Genomic DNA, 23,337 nt, shown 5'->3' on the forward strand with positions numbered 1-23,337 from the left:
ATTGCTTTTAACAAACTATTGCGGGCAGAAATATGAAGCCATTTTTATTCATTTGCAAAACGTGCTATCAAGCTTTCAATGACTGTTTCCATAGTGGCACTTCGTGAGCCTTTAAACAGTAGCGTACACGTTTTATTTTTACGATTACTATCCAAAATAAGTGCCTCTAATGTGGATAATAACTCAGCTTTTGTGGCAAATGCCTCTGCTTGCTGTAAGTTATTAGCAGCGGCGTATGAGTTAGCGCCTTTTATCGTATTGGGCGCATAATCACCAACACACAAAAGTCTATCGATAGATTTTGCCGCAATTGACCGGCCTAACTTTTCATGCTCATCTTGTGCAGAATCGCCCAGCTCACCGATATCGCCTAAAACCAATATTTTCTCGCCAGTTTGTACGGCCAATACATCCGCCGCCGCACGTACTGCGTTCGGGTTTGCATTGTATGTATCATCAATAATGGTATGCCTACCCAAACTAAGCCTACCCAAACGCCCTTGTGTAGACTGAGCTTGAGTTAAACCTTTTACGATACTATCTGTAGATATGCCGATAGCGTAAGCACAACTTGCTGCCGCTAACGCATTGCTGACATTATGTCGACCTGGCATTGGCAACGTAATCTTCAATGCTATTGGATCAATTTGTGTGTCATTTTTAGCGATATGTAAGGTAAAACTATTTTCAGTTGCCGTAGACACCACCTCTGTGGCGTAAATATCTGGCAGATTATCAGACTTGCCCTCTTCGGCAGCTAACTGGTCAAACTGCCAGCCAAAGCTGATAATATTGGACGTCTGTTTTTGTGCCACCTCTCGCAAATTATTTGCGTACTCATCATCATAGGGCACTATTGCAATGCCGTCAGTATTCAATGCTTGGTATATTTCTGCTTTGGTTTTGGCGATGTTATCACGACCGCCAAACTCGCCTAAATGGGCCGTCCCAATATTTAAAATACAGGCCACATCAGGTTTAGCGATGTTAGCGGTATATGCAATTTCGCCGACGTGATTAGCGCCCAGCTCAAGCACTGCATATTTATGATAGTCTGCCAACTCTAGCAACATCATCGGTACGCCATAGTCATTATTTAGATTGCCACGTGTGATCAAAGTGGTATGGCCTTTAGGAAGTGTCTGAGAGTTCGCTTGAGAAGACGGCTGAATGGATGTTTGCATTTGCAGGGAAGGAGGAAGCTGTGACGGAGATTGAGAGGCGTTTGGTAGACTTTGAGCCTGCAGAAAAATACTTCTAAGCATTTCTTTAACCGTCGTTTTACCACTTGAACCGGTAATAGCAATGACTTTTAGCGCTTGATGCTGTTGCCGACGATAGGCCGCTATATGACCAAAGGCTAAACGCGTGTCTTCAACTAGCAATTGCGGGATAGTACAGCCATGATTAATACGGCTCACAATAGCCGCCACTGCGCCTTTATCCATTGCCATTGCCAAAAAATCATGCCCATCAAATTTTTCGCCAATAACTGCTAAAAAGATATCACCTGCCTCGATTTTGCGAGTGTCCGTTATAATACGAGTGGCGGCAATATGTGGGTATAAATCAGAGTCTTTATCTGGGGCGTTTGAGTGAGAGAAATTTATCTCAATTGGCTCAATATTGCCCGTTTTAGAGTGCTGATCAGGTCGAGTATTAGAGTGATGTTCTGAATTAGCAACCCACCACTGACCTTTTAGGGTTTTAGTGGCACGTATTAAATGCGGCGCTGTCCATACAAACAAACCTTGCGTCTTATTATTGTATTTAACGCTATTACCTTGTTGTAAAGAGCCATCTGCATTTTTCACGGAATGACTGGTGCTTACATTTGCAGCGCTAGTGTCTCCAAACTCTTCCGCTGTGCCATCATGACCATCTTGCATCGCTTTATCCTGCTTGTTTAAAAGGTTCTGACAACGAACCTTATTTTATTATTCCGTTTTTTAAAACTACCCTAGGGCTCTTTATTATGCCAAATCAATCATTAACCATTAACTCTGAACCTTATAGTCAAAGAAGTCTAAAATGGTTACAAGGCAACCGAGTACAAGTACTACTAGAGTAGGCTTAACGAGGTTAACGCCGTAACCGTTTAGTAGTTCGCTGACTATAGTTAACTGAAATATCGTAGATTAAAAAAATACGTAGTCTATCAAAAAAATAGGCAACCTAAAAATAGGAGATCTGACGATAGGGTATTGACCCTGTCGTTATTAAGGATTGCATATTCACTAGCAGAGGCTTAATTTAATAAAGCTGCTAAATAATTATTGTATTTATTCTACCGCTTCAGAAAAGGCCTCCTGCAATACCCGTCTATCATCAAAATTATAACGTACACCGTTAACTTCTTGATAGGTTTCGTGCCCCTTACCCGCTATGACCACAATATCTTTTGTGCCAGCTTGCTCAACAACCTGCTTTATGGCTTGACGTCGATCAGCAATGACAGCCGTTTTAGCATGTTGTTCTTCACTCATACCCTGTATCATATCTTGCAAAATACAACTTGGGTCTTCACTACGCGGATTATCAGACGTTAATATCACTCTATCAGCAGCAGCTAGTCCTGCCTGTGCCATAAGGGGTCGCTTTCCACGATCCCTATCGCCACCACAACCAAATACCGCCCAAAGTTTTCCTTCACAGTGCGGCTTTAAACTGGTCAATACTTGGGTTAGCGCATCTGGGGTATGAGCATAATCAACAATAAAACACCCTTTTTCCGCGTTAGAACTGAACTTATCAGGCAATACACGTTGCATACGTCCATTAGCCCCCTGCAATTTTCTTACCAAATATGCTATAGCGTCCAGTGGTATACCCAGTGCCACGGCACCTGCAATGGCCGCTATCACGTTAGCCACGTTAAACCGCCCAAGTAACGGGCTATCAATCGTAATTGTTCCAAAGTTGGTGGTCAGACGAATCTCAGCACCTTCAAGGCTAGGGCTAATATGGGTCGCTACAAAGTCTGCACTACTATTCGGATTAAGGCTGTATGTCCACACGTCAACGCCTGAAGACGCGGCGGTTTCTAGCATAATAGGTGCAAACTCATCGTCAAGATTAATAATGGCATGGGTAAGCTGGGGAAAATAAGATTTATCAAAGAGGCGGGCTTTTGCGCCCGCATAATCCTGCATATCAGAATGATAGTCGAGATGATCACGGCTTAAGTTTGTATAAATAGCGACTTGTACTGGAACGCCCTGCAAACGCAGTTGATCCAGCCCATGTGAGCTAGCTTCTAACGCTAACACATCAACCTTTTCATCGCCCATTTGACGCAAAAAAGTCTGCACTGCTAAGGCATCACCTGTGGTGTGACTACTTTGTACTAAATTATCGAGTCGACCATTACCAGCCGTTCCCATTACCGCAGTATGCTTTAAACCTGAAAGATTAGATAGCTGACACAACTGAGCAATGAGCTGGCTAATGGTCGTTTTGCCATTCGTACCCGTCACGGCGACAACATTGGGCAAATGCTTAGCTAAATGCGAGACATTCGATATCTCTGCTAGGTCTTGCTCAGAGAGCAAGCTAAGCTGAATAAGCGTGCCTAAGACCTCTCGAATATGGGGGGCAGCCACCACAGGACAGGCATAGTTTGTAACGTTGTCAGGCAGCCCCAATTGCTCATCGCCTAGCTCTGAGATAATAAAAGCGGCGTGTTGAGACGCCGTTTTTGCATACTCAATGCTCTTTTCAAGCGATTGCGTATGGCTTTTTAGCAAAACAAAGACATTTTTAAACTCAGCATACGCATTAGAAGTTGAATCCGTACTAAAAGCAGAGTCAATTGAAGATGACATCTGGCGACTGTCTAATACAAAATAACCAAACGACTCATCCATTACTCCAGCCGACTCGCCCTCTTCCTTTAATAGTCTTAATTCGTTGGCACGACTTGGCAGTACCTTTAAAGCAACCGCAATAAGTTGTCGCAACGTGGTTATCTGGGTCGAGGGTCTTGAATCGGTCATCCGTTATCGCCTTATTATCACTTTCAACATAGCAGAACATAGCTAGCCCACATCGAACATACTAACAGGAGTTAGGCTCGCTAAAGCCTCTATCCCTCCATCAGTGCATTGTCGTTTATTTTTTTAGTTATGCCACTCTTTAAACAGAGTAGGATACAGGATAGCTATGCTCAACTATAAAATACGCTCCCCAATATATAACTAAAATATATGCCACTAACACAGGCTACATTAACAACATGGCCGTGTTTATGCCAAAACTTGCTAAAAATCACTGCGCTTTTAAAGGTTTATCTAATGGTACATTGTATAAGCGTAGGGCTTCTTGCATCACATTCTTAAATACTGGAGCAGCAACTAACCCAGCATAGTGGTCTTTACGAGGGTCTTCTACCAGAATAACCGTGACTAACCGAGGGTTAGAGGCGGGTGCAATACCTGCAAAAACCGTGCGATACTGATCAGTGTAATAACCCCCATCTGGATTAACTCGACGTGACGTTCCTGTTTTAGCAGCAATGCGGTAACCATCAATGGCACCCTGTGTCCCTGTACCACCAGGCTCAGTAACGGTTTCCATCATCTTAACCACCGCCATAGCATTATCAGCATCAATCACTCTTTCGCCTGGCACTTTTTCGTCTCTTCTTATCAGGCTTAGAGGATGCTTCACACCACCAGAACCAAGAATAGCGTAGGCTTGAGCAATTTGTGCAAGCGTAACTTGCAGGCCGTATCCATAGCTGATCGTTGCCCGACGCGCGGTCTCTTTTTCTTTAGGCGTTGGAACGATACCTGACTGTTCTCCGGGAAATTGTAAAGCGGTTTTATTACCAAAACCAAACCGTTTTTGTATACTGCTAATACCATCAGGCGGCAAGGACAAGGCAATTTTGGTAGAGGCTACGTTACTTGATTTTTGTAATAACTTTGCCATATTTATTGAGCCAAGATTGCCGTGATCTCTAATGGTATAGCCTTTAACCCGTATATAACCGGGGCTCGTGTTGATCAAAGAGCGTTCAGTATATTTACCGGAGTCTAATGCAGCTGCCACTGTAAAAGGTTTCATTACCGAACCTGGCTCAAAGGCATCTAGCACAGCACGGTTACGCTGGTTGTTACCCGTCATTTCATTTAAGTTATTATTATTAAATGATGGCCATGTGGATAACGCCAACACCTCACCTGTGTGCACATCAACCACCATGCCTGTTGACCATCGTGCTTGTTGCAAGCGTCCCACTTTTTCCAGCTCTTTGTAGAGCAAATATTGCAAACGAGAGTCGATTGACAACGTCACATTTTCGCCCGGTATTTCAGGTTTAACTTGTTTCAGCTCTTTTAAGCTGTTTTGACGCGCATCCTTAAGCACCAGTACTTTACCGTCTTCTCCTGCCAGCTTGGATTCATATTGACGCTCAATACCTGCACGACCCTGATAACCACTTTCTGGATCCTCGGAGTTATAGCCCATAAACCCAAGTAGCTGGGCATTGGGCTGAGGCTGCGGATAATATCGGCGGAACTCCTGCTTCTCATGAACTGCAACAAAATCAAGATCAGTAACCGCATCCGCAATCTCTGGCGTCACTTTATTAAGCAGGGGTAAATAGTGCGAACCTGAGCCAGTTGGTAGAGCCGCTTTAACCGCCTCTTCATCTGTGACATCAATATCATCATTAATCGCCACCGATTTTTGTAGACGATCAAGTGAAATACCGGAAGCAGCTGCTAATCTCGCTAAATCCATTGCCTCGAGCCTTGTGCGCAACTTCTCTTGTCGCTTCGGTTTATCAGCACTTTGTTCAATCTCTTTTTTCAGTTCATAATAGGCAAGCGCATAATCATAAGGACTAAACGATACGCTAGACAACGGGGCACTGACTGCCAAGGGCAAATTATTGCGATCGGTTATCATACCTCGATAAGAATGCTGAGTACGTTGGCTGGTTATTAAAGTATCACCCTTATCGATATAAAACTGGGCATTTGCAACTTGCAGCACAAACGCACGACCTATCAACACCACTAAAAAAGCCAGTGCTATACCCCACACCAGCCTAAAACGATTGATATCATTTTCAACACTACCTCGGGTGGATGCGCCGACACTGGCTCTTGCAAATACTGGCTTATTACGAAGTTTGACGCTGCGATATGCATCAGAGCCATCCTCAGTTCTCTTCCAAAATTTGAGCTTGCTAAGCAAAGTGCCTGAGGTCGCTTTCTGATTAGACCTTCTTGAGGTTAGAGGTTCTGTTATTTTGCCATGCATCGGCGAGCTACCAGAAATGCCTTTTTTATTTGTAACCTGTTTGGCCGTTGCTTTTTTAGTAGGGCTTACTTTATCTTTACGACGGCTCAGTTTAGTAGGCTTTTTAGTCATTATTAGCCTCCTGCTGCATCGTAACATTTTCCTGATTAGCAGGCGCTGTGTTTGGCTGTTCTATTGTTTCTATACTCGGCTCTGCATTCGATACTGTATTAGGCGTAAGCTCTACATTCGATACTGGACTTGAATCATTTTCTAAAGGCACATTAGAAGCTGCGGATTCGTGCATAGATTTAGGCTGTAAGATAAGCTTATCTTTTGTCGTGGGCGAATACATGCCAAGTTCCGTAATTGCACGGCTGGCAATTTGCGGCGTAGCACTAAAGGTTTGCTGCTCAATGACTAAGCGTTGATTTTCTATCTGTAGTTTACGGTGCTCAGCCTTCATTTTTTGCAATGACATATAGCTTTGATGATACTGCTGTACTTGCTCAGCTGTTAACACCGCAGTCCAAATAATACCGATGGCAAGTAAAATCATTACCGCACCATACAAACTGATACCACGATAACGTTTGGTCAAAATCTCACTTATTTCTAACGAGTCTGAGTCTACTGCATTTTTATTACGGTGTTGTACACTCATCTTAGGTTTACCGGCATTTTTAGTGGCACTTAAAGTGGCGCTTGAGCTAACCCCTTCATTCATATGGCGAGGCGAACTCAACGCAAGAGCAGCGTTATTAGCTCTGGAAGACTTAGAAAACTTAATCATTAATTTCTCAAGCATTTTTAATATCTGGATGACTTAACTTACCGACTCTACGGAGCTATTTAAATTAGCATTATATTTTGTTTGTAGATTATCTTAATATATTAAACCATTATTATTACTTTTCACTATCATTACGTTTAACTGCGTCTAGTCATCAATGCTCTAGACCGTTATTATAGGGAGTATCCGTTCGAGTTGCCACTCTCAGCCATGCACTGCGTGAACGATTATTTACCGCCACTTCGGCCTTACTTGGTGCAATTCGTTTAGGTTTAGAGAAGTAGCGTGGACGCACCGATGGCATTGGCAGATTCTCATCTTCTGGGTACTGACCACGGCTGTGACGCTGCAAAAACTTCTTGATGCGTCTATCCTCTAGCGAGTGAAAGCTAATAACAGCCAACTGTCCATCAGGCGCCAACAGCGGTAAGCTCTGCGCTAAAAAACTGTCTATATCACCTAGCTCATTATTGATAAAGATACGCATCGCTTGAAAGCTTTGAGTAGCGGGGTGTTTGCCTTTTTGCCATTTTGGATGTGCGTGCTTTATTGTCTCTGCAAGCTCTAGCGTGGAAGTATATCGTTCCATCTGTTTAATAGCACGTGCAATACGACGACTGTGACGCTCTTCACCAAAGTCATAAAGAACATTGGCAAGCGTTTCCTCATCTACAGTTTCTAACCACTCACCAACAGACATCCCGCGGCTAGTATCCATCCGCATATCAATGTCGCCATCACGCATAAAACTGAAACCCCGGCTACCATCATCTAGCTGCGGAGACGAAACGCCTAAATCAGCCATAATACCATCCACATGCTCCACACCATGTGCATGTAAGCATTCAGTTATCTTAGCAAAGCTCTCATGAACCACCGTAACACGTCTGTCGCTTTGAGCCAATGCATTTGCCACATCAATGGCTTCTGGGTCTTTATCAAATACAAAAAGTCTGGCCTCATCTGATAAATACTTCAAAAGTAATTGACTGTGTCCCCCTCTGCCAAAAGTGGCATCAACATACATACCGGAATGTTTTGAGGTTTTGTCAGTTATTGTTCTTTCACCTAAAATAGCCGCCACAGTCTCGTTTAGCAACACAGTCTCGTGACTAAATTCAATATCTGATGGGGTGTCTAGTAACATAGAGTCTGGCTGCGATGTATCGTGCGGGCTAATCTTAGGTGGCAAGAGTTGGGAGTCGGTCACGGCTAATAAGCTCCCTTATAGGAGGTAAAATACAGTAGGAGGTAAAAATAAAAATACAGCAAAAATCAGTTCATTTTTTAAAATTTCAAATGGACACTCAAGCAGTGAGACGTTCGATTAACCACGTTTTAAATCACTACTCCAAGGTATGGCATTCATTAAAGGTAAACCTACGCTATTTAAAATAAAACTCATAATATTAGGGCTTGTCCTCATTCAGATCATTAGTCTAAGTATAGGATACATTGTCATCAGCCACGAATAATTTCGTAGAAAATATAAGTATATTAGCTAGAAGTCAGACACAGTTTGCCAAAATATGGCCATTTTTAGCCGCTACTACTAACAGGTACGTAGTATGAATGAGGAAACGGCTTAGTAAACTGCTTAATGGCCTTAATGGCTTAGTACACCGCTTAATATAGTTAGCCATTATCGCAAGCCACGTCTTCATGTCAAGAACCGCAATAAAAGTTAACTAAAAAATATATGAAATATCGTATCTAAACGTTTCAAATGCCAATCACCACCTTTAGAGGAGGTTATAAGCAATAAATCAAACCTGTTATAATGAAGCTATATATTATACTAATTACGTCTGTCTCCCTTATCGCAACTGTTTATAATAATGCTCATTTTCGATATCAACAACGCTCTATTGACTGACTAAATTTTCTATAAAAACATTCTATTCTAAGATAACTTAAGAGAAAATAATGACCCAAATCACTGCTAATCGTCCTGTTCGTACCCGTATTGCCCCCTCGCCTACTGGCTTTCCACACGTTGGTACCGCCTACATTGCTTTATTTAATTTAGCGTTTGCCAAAGCCAATGGCGGCGAGTTTATCTTACGTATCGAAGATACTGATCAAATCCGCTCCACCCAGCAGTCTGAGCAAATGATTTTGGATGCGCTACGCTGGGTGGGACTGGATTGGGCAGAAGGTCCAGATATTGGCGGGCCCTATGCGCCGTATCGTCAAAGTGAGCGTAGTGAGATTTATAAACAGCATGCTCAGGAGCTATTGGATAAAGGCCATGCATTCCGTTGTTTCTGTAGCCCAGAAGAGCTGGATGAGATGCGAAAAGCGCAAATCGCCCGTGGCGAAAACCCTCATTATGACGGCCGTTACGCTGACTTTCCCAAGGAGGAGTCAGACAAATTAGCGGCTGAGGGTAAGCCTTTTGTGATTCGTATGAAAGTGCCTAAAGAGGGGGTCTGCACCGTACAAGATATGCTACGCGGTGAGGTTGAAATCCCTTGGGAACAGGTCGATATGCAAGTGTTGCTAAAAACCGATGGCCTGCCAACCTACCATTTAGCCAATGTGGTGGATGACCATCTGATGGAAATCACCCATGTGATTCGCGGTGAAGAGTGGCTCAACTCTGCGCCGAAGCACCAACTGTTATACGACTACTTTGGCTGGGACATGCCTGTTCTTTGCCATATGCCACTGCTGCGCAATCCTGACAAATCAAAGCTATCTAAGCGCAAAAACCCCACCTCGATCACTTATTACCGAGATGCTGGCGTGTTGCCTGAAGCCCTGCTCAATTACTTGGGTCGTATGGGCTACTCCATGCCCAATGAGGAAGAACAGTTTACCCTTGAGGACATGATTGCAAGCTTTGACATTACCCGTGTGTCTTTGGGCGGTCCGATATTTGATATTGAAAAGCTACATTGGTTGAACGCGGAGTATCTACGTCAGCTAACCCCTGAGCAGCTAAAAGACAAAATCTTAGCGTGGGCCAGTGATTCAGACAAGCTAACCGCTATTGCAGCAGCCATTCAGCCCCGTATTCATTTGTTATCCGATGCGGTCAATTGGGGTGGATTCTACTTCCAAAACTTACCAGATATTAAGCTTGAGGACTTTGAGCACAAGACACTGACCCAAGAGCAAATTATTGAGATACTGCAATTTGCGACATGGAAGCTTGAGACGCTACCAGAGTGGACGGAAGACAATATCTTTAAAACGTTAAAAGGCTTAAGTGCGGCACTTGATATAAAACTGCGTGACATGATGGCGCCATTCTTTATCGCCATTGCGGGTAGCACTTCCTCAACACCCGTGATGAACTCAATGTACATTATCGGTGCGGATATGACCATGGCTCGCCTGCGTCATGGCATTGAAGTCTTGGGCGGACTGGGCAAGAAGAAACTTAAAAAACTTGAGAAGACGGCAGCTGAATTGCCTGATTTTTTGGTTGATTAATTAGTAGACACTATATTGTAGATAACAATATAGATAAACCGCTATGCTAGCAGCTAGCAGGGATCATCTATGAATATAGGTAATGATTTTTGCTAGTCATACGCACATAATTACGTTTCAACGAGTAACAATATTTATCTTTAAAAAACAAATTTGAAAAAAACACGTATTAAACTAGCAAAACTTAAATTTAGTAAGGTAATATATAAATACTCTATCTTCCTTCTAAATTGGTAAATAAATGATTTTGCTTCTAGTTTTAGTACTGTTTCACCTGTGTTTATTCGGGGTCATAGAAATATCCTTAGTAAACATTATAGTATTAGGCATTATGAGCTTAGCTTCTTTTAGCACAGTTACGTTTTTACTCAATAAAAGCTTAGCTTCTGATCATCCTTTAAGCATTAAATTATCTTGGTTCGAAAGAGTCGATGTATTTTTTAGTGCCGTCCTTATATATGCATATTGTATCTTTACTTTTGTTTAACCTATTAAATCGCGATATCAACTAGTCATTGCGAAATATATATACAGTTAGACTGTATCCAACTCTTAGAAAAATTTGAAGCATATAAAAATCAGGCACTTAAGACCGCATTTAAATCTTTTTAAAAGTCTTAAATATTCAATCATACCTTCTTACTTAGGTTTGTCCCATTTATATCAAAAACTCTCCTTTATCTATTCGAAAAACTCTCCTTTAAAAAGTGTTGGTTACGTGTGTAATACAAGACTTTATTTTTAAATTACTTTTGTTTTATGTAACCTTAGTTTTAAATATTATTGATAATATTAAGAGGAACTTAAAACTCAGTCTTAAACGCTCTTTATTGTCATGACCGTCAATTTCAACTTGAGCCCTCAACATACTATTTCAAGGAAAAAGTATGAATAAGTTACCTTCACAAGCATCTAAGATAAAACTACCCACTGAATACGCCCAAGAGCTTAGTGATTTAATCTTAACGTACGCTGAAGCCACTGAAAACCAAAGGAAAATCGCTCAGCCTATTGTCGAAAAGCTTAAAGCATACAACTTATTTAAAATGGGCTTGCCAAAATCTTTAGAGGGGTGGGCAGACACTCCGGTAGAAACGTTAAAGGTTTTTGAAGCACTGGCAAGTGCGGACGCCTCAGTTGCTTGGGTCGTTTGGAATAGCCATACATCAGCTGCTTTAGGTCGTTATTTGGATGAAAAGAGCCTGCATGAGATATTTAGTGCATCGACTCATGCGGTAGCCAATGCAGGTAATCCACACGGTATTGCTCAACAAGTGACGGGTGGCTTTAGAGTATCTGGCCAATGGAGTATTGTGTCTGGATGTGAGATCGCAGATTGGTTTATCTTACGTTGTTTGATTAGCACACAGGAAGAGCCTATGGCTGATAACATAGGTGCAGGGGCGGACTTAAAGTGGTTTTTTGTGCCCAAAGAAGAGGTAAAAGTAATAGACACCTGGCAGGTGGGTGGATTAAAAGGGACAGGTAGCCATGACATAGTGGTCAATAATGCTTTTGTAAAACCTAATCATGTTATTGATTTTGACCGGCCACTAGCCATTGATAGTGCATATAGCCGCCTACCTTTTGCCTGTATCAATGCTGCAGGATGTTCGGCCATAGCCTTAGGCGTTTTACAAGGTGCTATTGATGCCTTAGTACACATATGTCTCGAAAAGGTAACCACTGGTAACAAGCCAGATTTACGCGACCGTGAAAGGGTGCAAACGGCCATTGCCAAAAGTAAAGCGCTACTGTCATCAAACCGTCTGCAATTGCATAATAGCGTCTCAACATTGTGGGAATGTGCTCAAAATAATATTACTTATACCGATGAACAGCTTGCCGACGTATGGGCATCTGCCGTTGAAGCCGCTAGAGAAGCTCGCTCAATGGTGTCCGAATTATTTGATGTTGCAGGTACCGCTTCCCTCTATAAGATAAATAAGATTGAAAAAGCTCACCGAGATATTCATGCTGTTTTACAACACGGTATGCTTCAACCGCACTGGATGACCCTAGCTGGAATGGCCTATGTTGGTTTAAAGCCACCTAGCCCTATGTTTCGAGCATGACTTTTAACTGGGCCTATTAAAATATTTCAAACATGAGCTTCCACAATGAAACAATTAAAAGCAAGACAGCATCTAAGGGTTTGAAAGTTACTTAAGGGTTTGAAAGTTACCCTGCAATTTTAGGCCAATGAAAAACGTTTTTTAGATAGGATTTGCACTATTTTTCTATTGCTTAGTGTCAATCAATAAAAACATGAGTTTTGCGGTAGCGGAACGTGAGGGTTTATTGCCTATTGTTTTAGTATTTTACAGCCAATCTTAGTATCTAATGCAGATTTAGCTGTAACTCCTTTTGACATTTAAACCGAGTGAAACTCTTACCTTATCAGGCATAGCGTTTAGCTCCTGCCACACACGCAATAGCACCCAATGTGCTGATTATCATGCTTAAACTCACTGTTTCATGAAGCAGTAATGACGCTAACATTAAACCCATAAAAGGCTGTAATAGTTGCAATTGGCCAACTGCCGCAATGCCGCCCTGTGCCAAGCCGCGATACCAAAATATAAATCCAATAAACATACTAAACAGTGAGACATATCCTAAACCAAGCCAGCCGTCAATACTGACATTCTCAAGACTGTGTGGACGGGTAAAAATAGCCAGTGGCAACATAATAGGCAAAGAGACAATAAGGGCCCAGCTGATGACCTGCCAACCACCAAATATTTTGGTTAATCTTCCGCCTTCGGCATAACCCATAGCGCAGGTTACGACTGCCCCTAGCATTAACAAACCCCCAATCATTGAAGTACGTCCTTCACTGAGAGCTGCAAACCCTGCCACAAAGGCACTGCCTAACAGTGCGAATCCCCAAAACAACATTGGGGGACGTTTATCACCTCGCACCACTGCGAAGATAGCCGTCAATAGCGGTAGTATTCCTAAGAAGACGATGGCATGTGCCGAGGTAATGTGTTGCAAAGCCAAAGCGCTAAGGAGTGGAAAGCCGACCACCACGCCTAAAGCTGTCAGAATAATAGAAGCAAGATATTGCTTAGTGGGCACTTTTTGTTTTAATGCTATTAACACAATCGCGCCTATCAAAGCAGGAATAGTCGCTCGTACCGTGGTTAAAAATACAGGGTCGAAATCCATTACTGCCACTCTAGTCGCAGGTAGCGAGCCTGCAAAAATAACCACGCCAATAAAGCCATTTATCCATCCAGCAGTTTGTTCATTCATTGTCAAATGTCTCCTCTACATTCGGAGCACCATTACAACAAATTATTGTGACTTAAACGACAGACAATCCAGTACAATGACACTTAAACTGTTTGGTGTTAACTACCCATACAGTTCTAATCTTACGCTTTCAAAAAAAGTAGTCATTAAAATATGTCATCAGATACCACCACTCCATCGACACTTATCGAACAGATTATGGCGGACGTCAAACAAAAAATAGCCACCGTCAGCTATCTGCCTGGCACTCGCTTACCGTCTATCCGAGCGACTGCCAAAACACACAAGGTTTCGCCTTCTACAGTGGCTGAAGCGTATGAGCGTTTGGTTGCTGACGGAGTGGTTTATTCAAAAGCTGGAGCAGGATTTTATGTGGTGGATAGCGCGCCCCTCTTGTCTTTAGCAAAAATGGCGCCCAATCTTGAGAGAGTAGTAAACCCGCTATGGATATCACGACAATCATTAGAAACTGATGACAGCTCTATGAAGCCTGGCTGTGGCTGGCTACCTGCTGACTGGTTGTATGAAGAGGGTATGCGCCGAGGGTTGCGTCAAGCGGCTAAAGCAGATTCTAATGTGATTGGCGAATACGCCACACCTTTAGGATTGCCAGAATTAAGGCATTATTTGGTACGGCGTATGGCAGGTTTGGGCATTGAAGCTGTACCTGAGCAAGTGATGTTAACCGCATCAGGGACACAAGCGATTGATCTAATTTGTCGTTATCTCTTAACTGCTGGCGATACGGTCATCGTTGACGATCCCTGTTATTTTAATTTTAATGCCATGCTAAGAGCACATCGAGTCAATATTATTAGTGTGCCTTATACGCAATCTGGACCCGATATTAAAGCTTTCGCGACAGCCTTAACAACGCATAAACCGCGCTTGTATATTACCAATGCGACGATTCACAATCCTACCGGTGCGACATTATCCCCTAGTACAGCGTATCAGGTGCTTAAGTTGGCGCAAGATGCTGGACTGTATATTATTGAAGATGATATTTTTGCTGATTTTGAGGTTGTTAACCCTAAACTACCACCCGCACCAAGATTAGCCGCACTTGATGGGCTTAAAAATGTATTTTATATCAGTAGCTTTTCCAAAACCATTTCGGCATCATTACGTTGCGGCTTTATAGCTGCTCATGAAGATGTGATAGATGAGCTGGTCGATTTAAAGATTGCTACTGGCTTTAGTGGCAGTCAGTTAACAGAATCTGTTATTTTTTCTATATTGACACATAGTGGCTATGCCAAACACATTCATTCTCTTCATGGTCGCCTAAATCAGGTTCGCAAGCAGACGGTCAAACGATTGGCTGAATTAGACATAGTACCTTGGTTGCTGCCACAAGCGGGCATCTATTTATGGTGTCGTCTTCCTGAGCATATTAGTGCCTCGGAACTAGCCAAACGAGCATTGCATCACAATCTAGTATTAGCACCCGGTAATGCGTTTAGCCACACCCAAAGCTGTGATAACTTTATGCGCTTTAATATTGCGCAATCGATTAATCCTGAAATTTATAAGGTATTGGCTCAGGTTATTAAAGAGTTTGACCATAGTCAGCGAACGACTAAACGGTGACAGGGTTAACCTTGCTAAGCCTACTCCCGTATCCTATTGCTACTTGCACTTGGTTGCCTTGTAACCATTTTAAACTTCGAGGATTCATAAGCGATGACCAGTTGCCATAATAGCTACTCGTGCGTAAGTCCTATATTATTAGATCTTACGCAAAATTAAAATGGTCTGCGACTGGTTATTATTTATGGAGCGACTGGCTGTACCCTGGTTCTATTCGTTACTCGTTTGCTATTGCAACTCCCGCCACAATAACCAAAGTCTTGTATCCAGCTCGACTTGATGATAGTCAGGTTGCATATGACAGCACAGCTGATAAAACGCTTTATTATGATCACTCACTTTAAAGTGGGCTAACTCATGTACCACAATCATCTGCAAGAACTCTAATGGCGCTTCTTTAAAGACACTCGCCACCGTGATACTGTTATGCGCCTTGAGCTTACTACCCTGCACTCTCGATTGATGGGTATGGATGCCGAGCGCATTTTTGAGTACTGATAACTTGCTGTTATAGCTGACTTTAGTCAATGTTCCGACTTTGCCTAGATAGCTGTTTTTAAGGTCGTTCACATACTCATACAGTGCTTTATCACTTTGTATGGGGTGAGGATAACTAAAGGTATCGGCATATTGCTGTTGTAAATAAGCGCCTAACTTCCCATCTCTAATAAGTCGCTTTGCTTGATGTTGTATGTGCGTAGGATAATGGGCGATGTATTTTAATGCGGTCAAGGGGCGATCCTTTATTTTTGTCTAAATTGCCTTAAGCTGACTTACTTTTAATAGAACTTAAGAATCAAACAGAATTTTGTCAATTTTATAACAGTTTGGGGTTCTTTACGATGTCTCTTTGACGACTGTACTGCCAACGAATAAATGATAATTAGTCATCACCTATTTAAATTTTAAGTCAGCCTTATTTAACTGGCGTAGTGTTATTTTATCAAAATAGCCCAATCTAAAATAATGATTGTAAAAAAGAATGCTATTTATAAATATATCTTAATTTAATAGCTCATATGATTATGCTATCTTTACAATATAAACTAAACACTAACAGAACCAGAACATTCTTAACCCTTGAATTTCATACCATTAGCTATCAAATAATTAGCATAATCAAACATCAGGAGATGGTAATGACTAATACAATTAACAATAGCGTAAATATAACTCATCCTCGCCAAGTTGAGCATTTATATGCAGGTGTGGAAACCCAAGATGGTGCTGGGGTTAAACTAACCCGTGTCTTGACTCAGAATCTACAACAGCGTCTTGATCCGTACCTCATGCTAGATAACTTTAAAAGCGATAATCCAGATGACTATATTGCTGGCTTTCCAAGCCATCCACACCGTGGCTTTGAGACTATTACCTATATGATAACTGGCCGTATGCGCCATAAAGATAGTGCAGGTAATGAAGGGTTACTTGAAAACGGTGGCGTACAATGGATGACGGCTGCTCGGGGAGTCATTCACTCTGAGATACCCGAACAAGAAGATGGAGAAATGGAAGGCTTCCAACTTTGGTTAAATCTACCTTCTAAAGATAAAATGAATGATCCTTGGTATAAAGACTTCCAAGATGGCGACTTGCCAAAATTTGAAACAGAAAACGGCACCAAAGTGACGGTTATTGCTGGTGAGTCGCATGGTGTAGAAGGCGCAGTAAGTCGTGATATTACTGAGCCTACTTATTTGGATATCCATATACCAGCCGGGGCAAGCTTCAGTCACCATATCCCTGCGAATCATAATGCGTTTGCTTTTGTTTATCGTGGCAGTGCCAACATTGAAGGTAAAGAAGTACCCGTTAAAAATATGGCCATATTGAAAAATGATGCCAATGCTGATGGCATTGTCATTGAGGCCGACAGCAATGACGACACAAAAGTAATTCTCATTACTGGTCGTCCGCTGAGGGAACCTATTGCTCAGTACGGACCATTTGTGATGAACAGTCAGCAAGAGATTATGCAAGCCGTTACTGACTTCCAAGAAGGTCGTTTTGGTGAAGGGGCATAATTTTGATACTGATATTTAAACTTACTCTTTGAAAGTTGAAAGCCCATCTTCAATAATGAGAGTGTTCATTAACAGCACATGACTTAAAGTACTTTTAAGTAACAAACAAGTAGTAACAAGCTTTTCAGCAACAAGAACGAGAGATAGAAAGAGGTCGCTACAGTTAACGGCCTCTTTTCATTTTTACCTCTAGTAGTTGGGGAGCAAAAATAATAATCGCTAAAAAAACTGAAATATTTACGCCTTTTTGAAAAAAGGTATTGACAACTTGCCCCTACTTGCATAAAATACGCCAACTCTTAAAGAGGGGCTATAGCTCAGTTGGTAGAGCACTTGCATGGCATGCAAGGGGTCAACGGTTCGACTCCGTTTAGCTCCACCAATAAGTTAAGAATAGTTGGTACTCATAATTTATATTACTCTGACTACCAGCGGCACTAACGTAAGCACCTAGGCAACGCTCATTTATTTTTAATAGATGTCAGCACCTTACGTTATAAAACTATTTCATGTTTACATGATTTTGTGTCCCGTTCGTCTAGAGGCCTAGGACACTGCCCTTTCACGGCGGTAACAGGGGTTCGAATCCCCTACGGGATACCACTTATTCGGTTGCTATCTTTTTTTATTAAAGGCTATCAACACTAAACACCCAATCAGACCGATTGGGTGTTTTTTTATGCGTCTCTAACCTATCTCTTTCAATCCTTCTCAGAAATATCAGTGGCGAGAAAAGATGGCAAAATCATGACATCTAACCCAATATATATTCCCAGACATGTACTCATAGTTAGTTAGGTAGGTTAGATAGCATATTTGCTTAAATAGCATGTCACCTAAGCCATTCCAACAAAGCGAATGTTATTTTCAAGTTGTTCATGAGCCAGATGAGCGAATAAGAGATACCCCTAGTTGTTACGACACTAGAAAGACCCTTTATCTAATACTAACACCCTGTATCCGTAAGCTAAAGTTAGGGGGTTTTTAGGCAATTTAGCCAAAAACATACCATTGTAGATTTTGAATACAGGTTCTAAACTCTAAAACATTAAACCATCACCCTAACTGCGCTAACCATTCGCTTATTCAATGCGTAAACCGATGATCGCTGGAATACCTTGACGTACCACCTCAATGGTTACTACCCCTTTTTCAGGCAGCTGCTCTAAAGCGCCTTTAAAGTCACTGATACTTTGAATAGGCTTTTGATGTAAGTTTGTAATGACATCACCTGCTTGCAAGCCAGCACGTGCAGCCAAGCCAGTAGGGTCAACTGCGGTTATTAACACCCCATTTCCGCCAAGTGCGGCTAAGTCAGCTGCCGCCAATTCACGTAGACGCAGACCCAGTCTCACTTGGCTATTACTGGTTTTGTCCATGACGTCGGAAGTCTCGTCGCTAGGCGCTGAGCTAAGCTTCCCTGAAACCTGTAGGGTTTTACCTTTTCTGAGTACTGTGGCATTAAACACATCACCTGGCTTAGCACGATTAATAGAGTTTACTAAATCGCCAGACTCAATAATCGTTTTGCCATTATACTCTGTGATAATATCACCTGATTTAAGCCCTGCTTTTGTCGCAGGAGAGTCTGGCGTTACTTTAATCAGTAGGGCACCTTGTGGTTTATTCAAGCCATAGGCTTCCGCTAAATTACGGTCGATATCTTGTGGAAACACACCTAAATAAGGGCGTAATACTTCACCGGTATTTTTAAGTTGCTCATAAATGTCTATTGCGGCATTAATCGGGATAGAGAATGATAATCCCATATAGCCGCCTGTACCACTAAAAATACGCGAGTTAATACCAATAACCTGTCCTTGGCGGTTAAATAATGGACCGCCTGAATTACCCGGATTTAGCGCCACATCGGTTTGGATGAACGGGACGCTGGTATCCCGAGAAAAGTTTCGGCTTTTTGCACTGACGATACCTGCAGATGCGGAGTAGTCAAACCCGAATGGCGAGCCAATCGCTAATACTGACTCGCCTACTTTTAACGTATTTGAATTTCCTATAGGTAATGCTGGAAACAGCCTTCCCGATTTTGGTTTAACCTTTAAAACAGCGACATCCGAGCGCTCATCACTGCCTACCAAGGTGGCGTCATACTCTGTCCGATCATTCAAAGTAATGGTTATCTTATCTGCACCTTCAACCACATGGTGATTGGTCAGCATATAGCCATCAGCAGTAACAAAAAAAGCAGTGCCATAGGCCCTTTCAATGGCGGGAGCAGTTTGGCTTTTTGGAATACGAACTCTATCACCAAAAAATTGACGTAGCAGTTCAGCAGTTTGTGCCTTCGCCAGCTCGGCTTCACTGACTTGTTTGGTCACATTCACTCGGGCAACGCCAGGCGTGACTTGCTCAACCAACTCAGAGAAGTCAGTTGCGCTCACAGCGGCAGTCGCTTGAGTTGGCAACAGTGCTACAGGTAAGGCCCCCATAGTACTGAGGACAATAAGCCCAGATGCACTCATTTGTTTAAGTGACTGAAATAACTCTAAGGGTTTAAATTCATTACTTAACCATGGTTTTAACTTAATAGATTTGTCTACACGGTGGCTTATGACATCAGAGTTGTGGGTAATTTTAGTCATGAAAAGTATCCTTGATTTTATATAAATATCGTTATACTGATTTTTTAAAATTAAATAAGTCGGGTCAACCATCAACTAAACTGGCATCTTTCTTGTGATTATTCTTGGCATCATTCTGTCTTTGCATTGTTTCTTGCCTTCATTCTTTTCAACGCTGTAGAAATGTTGTCCTATAAGATTTAAGCTTGGAGAACTATATGCGTGTTTGAGATGTTAATTAAACCCACTCGTCAATTATTCTGCTATCTCTATATATCAAAAGCATGTATATCAGATGAATCACACACATTAATTACAACTGTTAGTTGTTTAGTTAACTACATCAATAATTACGCTTATTTGTGCCTTTATTTATAGAGGCTATGTCATCTACGTATGCCAAACATGCGCATAAATGTACTTGTTTATATCGTGATATAATAACATGCACTAAGCGCTGATTTTAGCTTGTATTTAAGGTATTCTGTCAATTTGCCGTCATCATATATCGCTATCATTTAACTTGGTAGATGTGTATTTTGCGATTTTTATTACTGCTAATATCCCAATCTTAAATTTGGAATAGGTGGCAGAATGCGCTTTAATATTCGTTATGAATAGATTAGAGTTTATCTCTTTTAAGATAAGTATTGCCTATTTAGGCGGTCTTATTTACTTGGTAATGCCTATTGGCAAATACTCAATACGCCCTAGTAATTACTAGGCTTTATTATTTTTAGAGCTTAGACTTTTATTTTGGAGCTTAGCCTTTTAATAGTCTCGTCGAAAACTGCTACGACATGACCCTTAATTTGCAACCGTATTAATTATAGACCTCAATATCTAAAATGAGTTGTCTCATATTAAATGTCGTCTTTTTGAGACGTGAAATCTATACTGAGCTTGAAGAGAAATTTGAAGTATGTCAGTAACTTGTTAGCTATGAATTGTCTACATATCAAAATAGCTACGCGTATGCTGATATAAAACCACATCGTGATGATGTCATAAATACAAGGACCTTTTCATGGATACCGCCTTACTTTTATCTGGCGTAGTTGGACTTGGCATTGCTGCCCAGTGGCTTGCTTGGTATTTGAAACAACCGTCTATTTTATTTTTATTGCTGATTGGTATTTTGGTTGGCCCTATTTTGGGCTATTTTGATCCAGATGCTGTTCTTGGCGACTTGTTGTTTCCATTCATTTCACTCGGTGTTGCCATTATTTTATTTGAAGGCTCACTGACGCTTGAATTCGATGAAATTAAGCAACATGGTAAAGTGGTACAAGGGTTAGTTTCCACTGGCGTTCTAATTACAATCGCTATAGTAGCACTCGCCACCTATATACTCTTTGATGTAGACCCACTTATTGCCTTATTATTTGGCTCACTGGTATGTGTGACCGGCCCCACTGTCATTATGCCATTACTACGCAGTGTCAGACCCAATAAAACCATCTCTAACATTTTAAAATGGGAAGGCATTATTATTGATCCTGTGGGTGCAATTGCGGTGGTATTGGTGTACGAGTACATCATTTCTGGCGGTCAGGGTAATAGTATCTTCTTATTCTTACAAATCGTTGTCATTGCGTGTGCGATAGGTATGTTCGGTGCCTTTGTATTAGCGAACCTTATTAAACGGCACTTACTTCCCGAATTTTTGCACAATGTCTTTACGTTGGCGTTTGTCTTGGTTTTATTTTCACTCTCAAACCATTTAGAACATGAGTCGGGTCTACTTGCCGTAACCGTTATGGGTGTCGCTTTAGCCAACTGGAAAGGTTTTCCACGTGACCAAATATTAGAATTTAATGAATCCCTCACGGTACTCTTAATTTCAGTTTTATTTATTGTACTGGCGGCTCGAGTGCAGCTTGATAACCTACTAAGTGTTGGTTTCCAAGGTCTAATATTACTCGCTGTTGTTATGTTCATAGCTCGGCCACTTGCCGTCTGGGCATCATCGATAGGCTCAAACCTTAAGTTTACCGAAAAGCTTATGATTAGCTGGATTGGCCCGCGCGGTATTGTTGCTGCCGCCATTTCCTCGTTATTTGCCATTCGTTTGCAAGAATATGATATTCAAGGGGTTGAACTGCTTGTACCGCTTGTATTTATAATTATTATCGGTACGGTACTTATTCAGGGCTTAGGCGCCAAAATGATAGGCAATATATTAGGCGTACGTGAACCTGAAAGTAACGGCGTATTGATTGTGGGCTCAAACCCAGTGGCGCTATTGGTTGCTGAATCACTTAGAGAACAAGGCTTTGAGGTATTGGTAGCACATAATAACTATACAAATATTGCAAAAGCACGCATGGCTGGACTGCGCACCTACTTTGGTAACCCCATCTCTGACCATGCTGACCGTCATCTAGACTTTATTGGTATTGGTAATTTATTCGCTATGAGTACCGATAAAGAGATGAATACGTTAAGTGAGCTTCATTTTCGTCATGAATTTGGTGAACGGCACGTTTTCCGATTAAAATTTACTGATGATAAGTCTAAAAGTGAGCGGGAAGAGAAAAAATCGAACTACAAGTCGCGCTGGTTATTTGGTAAAGACGCCACCTATACCAAGATGGCAAGTATGCTATCTAAAAAAGCACGTATAAAAATTACCAATATTACTGACAGCTATAGCTATAGTCAGTATCGAGCTGATAATAAGCAGTTTGTTCCTCTTTATACTGTAGACAAAGAAGGGCGATTATTTGTCATTACAGACAGTTTTGACAATGAGATACCACGTGACCGAAAATTGGTTGCACTGGTCATTGAAGATGACGTTCAACCAAAGCCTGTGGATGTAACCAACAAACAAGAACAGGCCAGAGCGATGGCTGACGCTCAATTTGATGCAGCCTCTAAAGCACCAGAGAGAAGAGCGACTAAAGGACTGGCACAAGAAGTTTATGATCCTATTTATGCCACTGAGAAACAACTGGAAAAGCAGCTAAAAGCTCCCAAACCAGAGGCCAAGGCAGTGAAATCAACGCCATCAAGTGTGAACGGTAACTCAAAAGCGCCAAAGCAATCAGATGGCTCGCTAGACCCTGAACGCCTGCCAGATACATTGGCACGTAAGATGGAAGCTGATAAAAAACCTTAATTAAATAGCTTTTAGGTTTGGCGTGCCTAGGTACTGAAGTCTAGTGACTCAATTCTAGATACTCAAGTCTAGCTTGGAGCGCTTAATCATAGCGTGGGTATGTAAATGGGAATATATAGTCAGCGAACTACTAAACGGTTACAGTGTTAACCTCGTTAAGCCTACTCTAGTAGTACTTGCACTCGGTTGCCTTGTAACCATTTTAGACTTCTTTGACTATAGCAAATGAGAGCCCAACTTAAGTCCATAAAAAAAGAGCAGCCA

General features: G+C 41.7%; 13 protein-coding genes and 2 tRNA genes. 7 read left to right on the forward strand and 8 right to left on the reverse strand.

Translation table 11 applies throughout. The annotated features are described in order from the left end of the window. Nucleotides 1-44: 44 nt before the first annotated feature. From AC2SLN_RS10360 to rsmH, 5 genes are all read right to left on the reverse strand, one after another. Nucleotides 45-1,889 carry a UDP-N-acetylmuramoyl-tripeptide--D-alanyl-D-alanine ligase gene (locus tag AC2SLN_RS10360; protein WP_486549196.1) on the reverse strand — a complete coding sequence of 615 codons (1,845 nt, stop codon included), beginning with the start codon at nucleotides 1,887-1,889 and terminating at the stop codon, nucleotides 45-47. A 393-nt stretch (nucleotides 1,890-2,282) separates the two neighbouring features. Then, nucleotides 2,283-3,995: a UDP-N-acetylmuramoyl-L-alanyl-D-glutamate--2,6-diaminopimelate ligase gene (locus AC2SLN_RS10365; protein WP_486549197.1), complete on the reverse strand. Its 1,713-nt coding sequence runs from the start codon at nucleotides 3,993-3,995 to the stop codon at nucleotides 2,283-2,285. Between the two features lie 271 nt (nucleotides 3,996-4,266). Continuing rightward, nucleotides 4,267-6,273 carry a peptidoglycan D,D-transpeptidase FtsI family protein gene (locus AC2SLN_RS10370; RefSeq protein WP_505358004.1) on the reverse strand — a complete coding sequence of 669 codons (2,007 nt, stop codon included), beginning with the start codon at nucleotides 6,271-6,273 and terminating at the stop codon, nucleotides 4,267-4,269. A gap of 103 nt (nucleotides 6,274-6,376) precedes the next feature. Then, on the reverse strand, nucleotides 6,377-7,045 hold the full coding sequence (ftsL, locus tag AC2SLN_RS10375; protein WP_486549199.1) for a cell division protein FtsL: 669 nt from the start codon (nucleotides 7,043-7,045) through the stop codon (nucleotides 6,377-6,379). Nucleotides 7,046-7,199: 154 nt separating this feature from the next. Then, nucleotides 7,200-8,192, reverse strand: a complete 993-nt coding sequence (rsmH, locus tag AC2SLN_RS10380; protein WP_486549239.1) for a 16S rRNA (cytosine(1402)-N(4))-methyltransferase RsmH — start codon at nucleotides 8,190-8,192, stop codon at nucleotides 7,200-7,202. A gap of 779 nt (nucleotides 8,193-8,971) precedes the next feature. Between rsmH and gltX the strand changes: the two genes are divergently transcribed. Beyond that, on the forward strand, nucleotides 8,972-10,486 hold the full coding sequence (gltX, locus tag AC2SLN_RS10385; protein ID WP_486549200.1) for a glutamate--tRNA ligase: 1,515 nt from the start codon (nucleotides 8,972-8,974) through the stop codon (nucleotides 10,484-10,486). 887 nt (nucleotides 10,487-11,373) lie between these two features. Then, nucleotides 11,374-12,561, forward strand: a complete 1,188-nt coding sequence (locus AC2SLN_RS10390; protein WP_486549201.1) for an acyl-CoA dehydrogenase family protein — start codon at nucleotides 11,374-11,376, stop codon at nucleotides 12,559-12,561. Between the two features lie 325 nt (nucleotides 12,562-12,886). Here the strand turns inward: AC2SLN_RS10390 and AC2SLN_RS10395 are convergent, their stop codons facing one another. Further along, the gene (locus tag AC2SLN_RS10395; RefSeq protein WP_486549202.1) at nucleotides 12,887-13,747 is read right to left on the reverse strand and encodes a DMT family transporter; all 861 of its coding nucleotides are present in this window, start codon (nucleotides 13,745-13,747) and stop codon (nucleotides 12,887-12,889) included. Between the two features lie 153 nt (nucleotides 13,748-13,900). On the opposite strand from AC2SLN_RS10395, the gene AC2SLN_RS10400 reads away from it, so the two are divergent. Next, on the forward strand, nucleotides 13,901-15,340 hold the full coding sequence (locus AC2SLN_RS10400; RefSeq protein ID WP_486549203.1) for an aminotransferase-like domain-containing protein: 1,440 nt from the start codon (nucleotides 13,901-13,903) through the stop codon (nucleotides 15,338-15,340). 228 nt (nucleotides 15,341-15,568) lie between these two features. Here the strand turns inward: AC2SLN_RS10400 and AC2SLN_RS10405 are convergent, their stop codons facing one another. Next, the gene (locus AC2SLN_RS10405) at nucleotides 15,569-16,072 is read right to left on the reverse strand and encodes a YgjP-like metallopeptidase domain-containing protein (RefSeq protein ID WP_486549204.1); all 504 of its coding nucleotides are present in this window, start codon (nucleotides 16,070-16,072) and stop codon (nucleotides 15,569-15,571) included. 407 nt (nucleotides 16,073-16,479) lie between these two features. Between AC2SLN_RS10405 and AC2SLN_RS10410 the strand changes: the two genes are divergently transcribed. The 3 genes from AC2SLN_RS10410 (at nucleotide 16,480) to AC2SLN_RS10420 (ending at nucleotide 17,970) form a co-directional block, all read left to right on the forward strand. Further along, entirely contained in the window at nucleotides 16,480-17,367 is an 888-nt protein-coding gene (locus AC2SLN_RS10410) for a pirin family protein (protein ID WP_486549205.1), read from the forward strand. A 306-nt stretch (nucleotides 17,368-17,673) separates the two neighbouring features. Beyond that, a tRNA-Ala gene (locus tag AC2SLN_RS10415) sits at nucleotides 17,674-17,749 on the forward strand. A gap of 145 nt (nucleotides 17,750-17,894) precedes the next feature. Next, nucleotides 17,895-17,970, forward strand: a tRNA-Glu gene (locus AC2SLN_RS10420). A gap of 479 nt (nucleotides 17,971-18,449) precedes the next feature. On the opposite strand, the gene AC2SLN_RS10425 is transcribed toward AC2SLN_RS10420, so the two are convergent. After that, a complete protein-coding gene (locus AC2SLN_RS10425) occupies nucleotides 18,450-19,850 on the reverse strand; it encodes a Do family serine endopeptidase (protein WP_486549240.1) in 1,401 nt (466 codons plus the stop codon). 1,126 nt (nucleotides 19,851-20,976) lie between these two features. On the opposite strand from AC2SLN_RS10425, the gene AC2SLN_RS10430 reads away from it, so the two are divergent. After that, complete coding sequence (locus tag AC2SLN_RS10430; RefSeq protein WP_486549206.1) at nucleotides 20,977-23,073, forward strand: cation:proton antiporter; 2,097 nt, start codon at nucleotides 20,977-20,979, stop codon at nucleotides 23,071-23,073. Nucleotides 23,074-23,337 lie beyond the last annotated feature (264 nt).

The sequence above is a fragment of the Psychrobacter sp. CX90 genome (assembly GCF_057396305.2).

Coding starts and splice junctions, on each gene's coding strand:
- AC2SLN_RS10360 (WP_486549196.1), bottom strand. CDS start 1,889: ATGCAAGATGGTCATGATGGCACAGCGGAAGAGTTTGGAGACACTAGC.
- AC2SLN_RS10365 (WP_486549197.1), bottom strand. CDS start 3,995: ATGACCGATTCAAGACCCTCGACCCAGATAACCACGTTGCGACAACTT.
- AC2SLN_RS10370 (WP_505358004.1), bottom strand. CDS start 6,273: ATGCATGGCAAAATAACAGAACCTCTAACCTCAAGAAGGTCTAATCAG.
- ftsL (WP_486549199.1), bottom strand. CDS start 7,045: ATGATTAAGTTTTCTAAGTCTTCCAGAGCTAATAACGCTGCTCTTGCG.
- rsmH (WP_486549239.1), bottom strand. CDS start 8,192: ATGTTACTAGACACCCCATCAGATATTGAATTTAGTCACGAGACTGTG.
- gltX (WP_486549200.1), top strand. CDS start 8,972: ATGACCCAAATCACTGCTAATCGTCCTGTTCGTACCCGTATTGCCCCC.
- AC2SLN_RS10390 (WP_486549201.1), top strand. CDS start 11,374: ATGAATAAGTTACCTTCACAAGCATCTAAGATAAAACTACCCACTGAA.
- AC2SLN_RS10395 (WP_486549202.1), bottom strand. CDS start 13,747: ATGAATGAACAAACTGCTGGATGGATAAATGGCTTTATTGGCGTGGTT.
- AC2SLN_RS10400 (WP_486549203.1), top strand. CDS start 13,901: ATGTCATCAGATACCACCACTCCATCGACACTTATCGAACAGATTATG.
- AC2SLN_RS10410 (WP_486549205.1), top strand. CDS start 16,480: ATGACTAATACAATTAACAATAGCGTAAATATAACTCATCCTCGCCAA.
- AC2SLN_RS10425 (WP_486549240.1), bottom strand. CDS start 19,850: ATGAGTGCATCTGGGCTTATTGTCCTCAGTACTATGGGGGCCTTACCT.
- AC2SLN_RS10430 (WP_486549206.1), top strand. CDS start 20,977: ATGGATACCGCCTTACTTTTATCTGGCGTAGTTGGACTTGGCATTGCT.